The sequence below is a fragment of the Sulfolobales archaeon genome (assembly GCA_038897115.1).
Classification (GTDB): Archaea; Thermoproteota; Thermoprotei_A; order Sulfolobales; family AG1; genus AG1.
Window position 1 is genome coordinate 1 of sequence record JAWAXC010000072.1, and the last position, 7,339, is coordinate 7,339.

Consider the following 7,339-nt stretch of genomic DNA (forward strand, 5'->3'; position numbering starts at 1 on the left):
ATGATTAAGAGGAGGAAGATGGCTGAGCTGGCTAGGAGGGCTGAGCAGGAGAGGGCTAGGAGGGAGAGGGAGGCTGCTGAAGAGGCTCTGAGGCAGGAGCTTCTGAGGAGGATCCTTACGCCAGAGGCTAGGGAGAGGCTTGCAAATCTAAGGCTTGTGAGGCCTGAGCTAGTCAAATCCCTAGAGGATCAGCTTATAGTGCTTGCCCAAAGCGGTAGAATAAAGATCCCGATTACTGATGAGGAGCTCAAGACAATACTTCAGAACCTCTTTGAGAGGACAAGGAGGGAGATAAGGATAAATATTAGGGAGAAGGGGTGGTGAGATGGCTAGGAACAAGCCCCTCGCTAAGAAGCTGAGGCTTATAAATAGGGAGAAGAGCAACTCCCCGATACCGGTTTGGGTTGTTGCAAAAACCATGAGGAGGATCAGGTATAGGCCTAGGCTGAGGCATTGGAGGAGGAGTAAGCTTAAGGATGTGTGAGGTGATCATATGGTTAAAGAGAAGGATGAAGCACTATATGTGATACCACTCCAAAGGGTATATTGGGGAGGTAGTAGGAGGACAAGGGGTAAGAGGGCTATAAGGCTTATAAAGGAGTTTGTTAAGAGGCATTTCAAGGCTGAGAGGGTTATTATAGATAATATGGTTAATGAATATATATTCAGCTATAAGATTGAGAAGCCCCCTAGGAGGATCGCTGTGAAGGTTATAAAGATCGATGAGGGCATCTACAAGGTGCTCCTAGCGGTACCAGTGCGGAGCCAAGGTAAATAGATTATTGAAAGGGCTGTGGGGCTGGGATGTCGAGGATCGCTATAGAGAAGGCCGATATCCTTGGAAACCCAAACATAGGGATATATGTTTTCGCTAATAATGAGGTTGCTATAGCACCTCCAATAATACCCCCGGATTTTGAGGAGCTATTGATAAGAGTGCTAAGGGTGAAAAGGGTTATAAAGACTAAGATCAGCGATACTATATTGCCTGGGGTAATGGTTGCTGGCAATGATAAGGGTATACTGGTTCCAAGGACTATAAGGGATGAGGAGCTGAGGGCTATTAAGGAGGGGTTCAGCGGCAACATAGCGGTTATCAAGGCGCCACCAAATGCTCTGGGGAATATAATAGTTGCTAACTCGAGAGCAGCTATGATCTACAAGGATCTAGATGATGAAATAGCTAAGCTTATAATGGATACCCTCGAGGTGGAGAGGGTTGTGAGGGGAACAATAGCTGGTCTAGTAACTGTTGGATCAGCAGCTGTTATAACAAATAGGGGTGGGCTTGTCCATCCCGATGCGAAGCAGGATGAGATCGAGTATCTATCACAGCTATTCAAGGTAAACATAGATGTCTCCTCTGTGAATTTCGGCGTATTCTTCGTAAGATCAGGGATAATAGCTAATGATCATGGGGTAATAGTTGGATCTAGGACTACGGGGCCTGAAATATTAAGGATAAGTAGGATACTTGGTGGTGGTGTATAGAATGGGTGAGGTAAAGATCTACAGGGTATCTGGGCTAGCCCTCTTCGGCCATGATAAGTTCCCTGAGTGGAGGAAGTTCTCTATAGAGGTTAGGGCTTTGAATGAGAGACATGCATTAGAATATATATACTCCGTTATGGGGAGTAGGCATAAGCTGAAGAGATCTAATATAAAGATCTTGAAGATCGAGGAGATCAGGCCTGAGGAGGCTAGAAGCACTTTTATAAGGGAGCTCTCGAGGATCACTGGGTGGGAGATTGTCCGCTAGGGGTCAGGAGAGGAGGGTAACATATAGAGAGGCTGTTGAGAGGCTTGTAAGCGATATAAACAGGGTTGAGGAGTATATAAGGTCGCTGCAGCAGAATGCAAACATAGTGCTCGCAGAGCTTGAGGAGCTTAGAATAGCTAGGGAGGCTCTAGAGCAGCTCAAAGTGTACAAGGGTGAGGAGGCACTGCTAGCACTGGATAGGAGGGGGCATGTAATGGCTAAAGGCATTATAACTGCTAAGGATAGGGTGATAGCGAATATAGGTGGTGAATTCCTCATGGAGGTTCCAATAGATGAGGCTATAAAGATAATAGTTGCTAAGGAAAGCGATCTCAGGAATGCGCTAAATGCTATAAACCAGGAGATAAGCTCAGCCTATACACTGTATGAGAGGCTCAGAGCTGCCCTAAGCCAGATAGTTGAGGAGGCGGAGAAAAAGGCTAGGGAGGAGAGTAAGAGCGGGTAGACTTCTTGTTCAAGGCGCTTAAAAACATCTTCTCATCGATAAAATCCTCTATAGCTAAGGGGATCTCAGAAGCGATAGGATCTATAGCGACTAAGGAGATCAGATATGAGGATGTGTTAAAGGTATCAGAGGAGCTTATCATCAAGCTAGTAGAGGCCGATGTTGCATATGAGGTTGCAGAGGAGATTATAAGGGGTGTTGCGAAGAGGCTCGATGGAACTAGAATAGGGAGGTTTGAAGATCTAGAGGTGTTTGTTGGGGAGAAGTTGAGGGAGACTATAAGGGATATCCTTAGAAGGGGTGTCTGGGAAGGCGATCTAATATCGATGGCAAGATCTAAAAAACCATTCAAAATAGTCTTTATGGGTGTCAACGGGGTTGGGAAGACAACAACGATAGCTAAGGTTGCTAGATATCTATCGAAGAACGGGCTTAAGGTTCTAGTAGTAGCTGGAGACACATTCAGAGCTGGTGCTCAGGAGCAGCTCGCCATACACTGCTCAAGGCTAGGCATACCTCTTTTCAGGGGCAAATACGGATCCGATCCAGGGGCTGTTGTCTTCGATGCTATAAGGCATGCGGAGAAAAGTGGGTATGATGTTGTGCTCATAGATACTGCTGGGAGGCAGCATACAGATAGAGATCTTATGGAGGAGATCAAGAAGATCATAAGGATCTCAAGGCCAGATCTTAGGGTTCTAGTGCTAGACTCACTAACAGGGAACGATGCTGTGAACCAGGCTAGGGAGTTTGATAAACATGTTGGAGTAGATATAGCTATATTGACAAAGCTAGATGCAAATGCCACGGGAGGATCTGCGATAAGCATTATAGCCTCTATAGGGAAGCCAATAGCCTTTATAGGTGTTGGCCAGGGATATGATGATCTGAGGAGATATGATCCTGAGGAGATATTATCTAAGATCTTCTCTACTGAAGAGTAGATAGCTAGAGGATCAATAGATCTCTTGGGGGGAGGTGTTTACAGACCTTCTCCAAACCGATCCTTGATAGGGGTTTGGTTAGGTGCTTCATATTCCTGGGCGGAGGCTTATATATACCCTCCGAGATCCTCCTATCAAGCTTAACAGCTATCTTAGAAGCCCTAGGATCTCTATATCCGCATCTCCTACACCTATACCCCTTCCCCCTCCCCATGCTCTCCATGCTAGAACCGCATCTAGGGCATCTTGGAGGCATCTCTATATATTGATCTGAGAGTCTCAGTACCTTTAGATACTCGGCATTTATAACAGGAGACTCTCCATCATCTTTGATCCATGGTTTAACAGATCCACCAACAGCTATTAGATCGCCGGGGGCAAGTGATCTGGCAACTTTGTTTGCCTCGCCAGCCTCTCTATATATTGCTACATCTATCTCAGAAGATCCATCGGAGATCCTGAGGATCACATCGCCACCCCTTAGAACCCTTGGAGGATCTATAACCCTTCCCCTGAACAACCCTGTTCTATAGAATTTAGCATCAGCTATAGATCTCGGTATTAGATGCTGATCAGTAGCCTGATTTGTTCGAAAAACCGCATAGCCAGAGATATTTTCTGGCTTAAGTATGTTGAAGGCCTTCACAAGGATCTCCGGGGATTCCCCTCTTATGCCGAGGGCTACTGGTGCGCCTGTAGATGGCTTTATAAGGGGCTTGCCCGTCTCAGGATCTATGTTATTGAATGTTAAAGGCCTTGTCTCAATATCCATCTTAGCCAGCCTCTCAGGATCTATATATACGTTTTCAACATTATCTGAGTAGGCTATGATCTCATATGTGCAGTCTCCCTCGATATAGTAGTGGGATATAGATCCTAGGGCGCCTATAACGCCCTTCCCAGCTATATGTATCCTCCCACCGATCTTCTCTATAACCCTCTCTATATAGGAGATCTCAGCTATATCTGTCAGCAGATCTATATAGATCTTCCTCGCAATTGTCAAGGGCATTCTACCTATAAGCGATATAACGCCAGGCTCTCTCCCAGGCATTGTCCTGCTATCTAGGAGCGAGGTTGCTATCTCAACCACCTCCCTCAGATCGTTTTCCTCACCAGCCACGTGGATCGATAGAGCGCCATTCCCCCTCGTCCTCAGAGGTATCGCTGGATTCAGCCTTGTTAGGAGTGGATAGTCTAGAAACCTCAGCCTAGAACCCACAGAGGATCTCTTTATCTCCTTGAGCAAGCTATATATGTAATATGTTGTGCAGCCCCAACCAAACGTATCAAGATCATCGACGCCTATGTGAAGCTCATATAGATCTACGTGGTTCTCCATATCATTGCTTCTCCACCCTATCTAGAACCTGAAAGGATATTAGCATAACACCTATCACGGAGATCTAGCTCTTATATGCTGGTTATCACTAGATAATGGGGGGTTTCATGGGGAACAGGCTTGTATATCTCCAACCTGTATCAAGATCTACATCCCTTCTCATGGGTGTGAGGGAGATCCTCTATAGGGGTAGAACAAGGTATCAAGAGGTTGAAATAGTCGTTTTCGAAGAATATGGGCTCTCACTAATACTAGATGGACTTGTACAATCAACAGAGGCTGATGAGGCTATATATCATGAGGCTCTTGTCCATCCAGCAATGGTTACCCATGGATCTCCTGAGAAGGTTCTTATAATAGGGGGTGGTGAGGGCTATACCTTGAGAGAGGTTCTAAGATACTCTAGTGTTAAGGAGGCTGTTATGGTTGATATAGATGGGGAGTTGGTTGAGATTGCTAAGAAGCTTCTAGCAAGGATTCATAGGAATAGCTTTGAAGATCCAAGGGCGAGGGTTGTTATAATGGATGGCTTCGAATATGTGGATAAGGCTAGAGAGGTGTTCGACGTAGTTATAGTAGATCTTACAGATCCATATGGGCCTGAGATAGGTAAGAGGCTCTATACAGAGGAGTTCTATAGGAAGCTACATAGCATAACGGGGGAGAGGGGTGTAGTGGTTACACAGGCTGGATGTGCGTTCTACTATCCAGAGTATTATAGGAATATCTATGAGGCCATGAGTAGGGTTTTTAGATATTCTAGGGGATACTCGATGTGGATACCCTCCTTCGGATATGCTGTCAGCTATGTGATAGCTTCTAAGCATAGAGATCCAGCATCCCTTGGCGAGGGTGAGGTGGACGAGATTCTGAGGAGGAATATGGTTGAGGGTCTCAAGATATATTCTGGGAGAACCCATGAGGGCCTTATGAAAACTCCGGTGCTGATCTAGGAGATCCTATTTAGAGGCATATCCCTCGATGTGGGGGTTGGGGAGAGGATCTACATGAATAAAAGGAATTGTTTAAAAGCTATCTACCTTTGAACTCAGGCTTTCTCCTCTGGAGGAAAGCTGATACACCCTCAACTAGATCCTCTGTTGAGAAGAGTATAGAGAATAGAGACGACTCTAGAGCTAACCCAGCCTCTAATGGGTAGTCGCTGCCAAGGTTTATAGCGATCTTAGCTGCCATAAGGGCTATCGGGGGTTTCTCGGCTAGCTTGTTTGCGAGGGCTCTTGTCTCGCTTTCAAGCCTGTCATGTGGAACCACCCTGTTAACAAGCCCTATCCTCTCAGCCTCTCTAGCTGGTATTGGCTCTCCAAGCATTATGAGCTCCTTAGCCCTGCCCCTCCCAACTAGCTTTGATAGCCTCTGTGTGCCTCCAGCACCTGGTATTAGGCCTAGGTTTATCTCTGGCTGGCCCAGCATCGCGTTCTCAGATGCTATTCTAATATCACATGCCATAGCCAGCTCCAGCCCTCCTCCTAATGCGTAGCCGTTTATAGATGCTATAACAGGCTTTGGCGTTCTCTCGATCATGTTGAGGATCTCTTGGAACCTTCTAGAATATATATAGGAGTTAACGGGGTTCACATTTGTGAACGCCGTTACATCTGCTCCTGCTGAGAAGGCCCTTCCAGATCCTGTGATCACTATAACCCTTACCCCCTCATCAGCCTCTAGCTCTCTAAGGGCTGAGGAGATCTCCTCGAGCATTTCGGGGGATATAGCGTTTAGCTTTTCAGGCCTGTTAAGGACTATCCACCCAACCCTATTCTCCCTCCTAACTATTACTGTCTTCATCCTCTTCTCGGAGATCCCTGCATATGTGTAGAAGCCCATACCAGATCTAATCCCAACCCTGTTCTCCGAGACCATTTTGAGGAGAAGGCTTCTCGGGCTGTTATGAGACATAGCTTCTGAGGATGCTATCTTTTTAAGCCTTTCAACAACATTATCTATCCCCCATTCATCAGCCATCTCCAGGATCCCCCTGGGGTATCCGAGGCCGAGTTTCACAGCCTTGTCTATTGTGCTTGGGGAATCCACGATACCCTCTTCCAATAGATATGCAGCCTCATTAACCATTGGAGCAAATACCTCGATAAGATCTACCTTCTCTCCATCCTCCCTCGGTATAGCTGGCCTGGAGTAAACACCTGGCGAGGGGTATGTGTAGAAGCCCCTACCACTCTTCATCCCAAGCTCGCCCCTCCCATATTTATCGGCTATGCTTCTGCAGAGCCTAGCTTTGAAGCCCCTCTTGCTCATCTCATTAAATATAGATGCAACAACATCGATCCCCGTGAAGTCTATAAGCTCAAACACCCCCATTGGAAGCCCCGCCCTATATCTAAGGGCGCTATCTATGGCAACCACTGTGTAGCCCTGCTCCTCAACCATGTAGCAGGCCTGCTCAATCAGCCTAGAGAGTAGCCTATTAACTATGAACCCAGGTATATCTCTATTAACGATAACAACCTCCTTACCCATCCTCCTCGCAACATCTATAGTTATCTTTAGAGTATCATCAGATGTCTGGGGCCCCCTTATAATCTCTACAAGGGGCATTAATGGGGGTGGGTTGAAGAAGTGCATACCTATAACCCGATCCGGTCTTGTGGTTGATGCCGCGATCTCGCCTATGGGTAGGGAGGAGGTGTTTGTAGCGAGTATAGCATGTCTAGGCGTTGATCTATCTAGTGTTGAGAACACCTGCCTCTTAAGATCCATATTCTCTGGCACAGCCTCTATCACAAAATCAGCATCTCTAGCAGCATCCTCTATAGAGACGCTGGTAGAGATCCTCGACATAATAGTCTCTA

At 46.4% G+C, this 7,339-nt stretch carries 10 protein-coding genes; 8 read left to right on the top strand and 2 right to left on the bottom strand.

What is annotated here, in order from left to right; translation table 11 throughout:
• The 7 genes from QXE01_09115 to ftsY are packed head-to-tail and all read left to right on the top strand — an operon-like array spanning position 1 to position 3,169.
• The gene (locus tag QXE01_09115) at positions 1–324 is read left to right on the top strand and encodes a DNA-binding protein (protein ID MEM4971397.1); all 324 of its coding nucleotides are present in this window, start codon (positions 1–3) and stop codon (positions 322–324) included.
• Between the two features lies 1 nt (position 325).
• Complete coding sequence (locus QXE01_09120; GenBank protein ID MEM4971398.1) at positions 326–484, top strand: 50S ribosomal protein L39e; 159 nt, start codon at positions 326–328, stop codon at positions 482–484.
• Positions 485–493: 9 nt separating this feature from the next.
• The gene (locus tag QXE01_09125) at positions 494–778 is read left to right on the top strand and encodes a 50S ribosomal protein L31e (GenBank protein ID MEM4971399.1); all 285 of its coding nucleotides are present in this window, start codon (positions 494–496) and stop codon (positions 776–778) included.
• Positions 779–804: 26 nt separating this feature from the next.
• Positions 805–1,491, top strand: coding sequence for a translation initiation factor IF-6 (locus QXE01_09130; protein ID MEM4971400.1), 687 nt, complete (start codon positions 805–807; stop codon positions 1,489–1,491).
• A 1-nt stretch (position 1,492) separates the two neighbouring features.
• Positions 1,493–1,759 carry a 50S ribosomal protein L18Ae gene (rpl18a, locus tag QXE01_09135; GenBank protein MEM4971401.1) on the top strand — a complete coding sequence of 89 codons (267 nt, stop codon included), beginning with the start codon at positions 1,493–1,495 and terminating at the stop codon, positions 1,757–1,759.
• Positions 1,749–2,225 carry a prefoldin subunit alpha gene (pfdA, locus tag QXE01_09140; GenBank protein MEM4971402.1) on the top strand — a complete coding sequence of 159 codons (477 nt, stop codon included), beginning with the start codon at positions 1,749–1,751 and terminating at the stop codon, positions 2,223–2,225. Before rpl18a ends, pfdA begins: the two co-directional genes overlap by 11 nt.
• 5 nt (positions 2,226–2,230) lie before the next feature.
• Positions 2,231–3,169 carry a signal recognition particle-docking protein FtsY gene (ftsY, locus tag QXE01_09145; protein ID MEM4971403.1) on the top strand — a complete coding sequence of 313 codons (939 nt, stop codon included), beginning with the start codon at positions 2,231–2,233 and terminating at the stop codon, positions 3,167–3,169.
• A gap of 4 nt (positions 3,170–3,173) precedes the next feature.
• On the opposite strand, the gene QXE01_09150 is transcribed toward ftsY, so the two are convergent.
• A complete protein-coding gene (locus QXE01_09150) occupies positions 3,174–4,511 on the bottom strand; it encodes a tRNA(Ile)(2)-agmatinylcytidine synthase (GenBank protein ID MEM4971404.1) in 1,338 nt (445 codons plus the stop codon).
• 107 nt (positions 4,512–4,618) lie between these two features.
• Between QXE01_09150 and speE the strand changes: the two genes are divergently transcribed.
• On the top strand, positions 4,619–5,464 hold the full coding sequence (speE, locus tag QXE01_09155; protein ID MEM4971405.1) for a polyamine aminopropyltransferase: 846 nt from the start codon (positions 4,619–4,621) through the stop codon (positions 5,462–5,464).
• Between the two features lie 79 nt (positions 5,465–5,543).
• Here the strand turns inward: speE and QXE01_09160 are convergent.
• Positions 5,544–7,339 (bottom strand): enoyl-CoA hydratase-related protein (locus tag QXE01_09160; protein ID MEM4971406.1); only part of this gene is annotated, 1,796 nt, incomplete at its 5' end.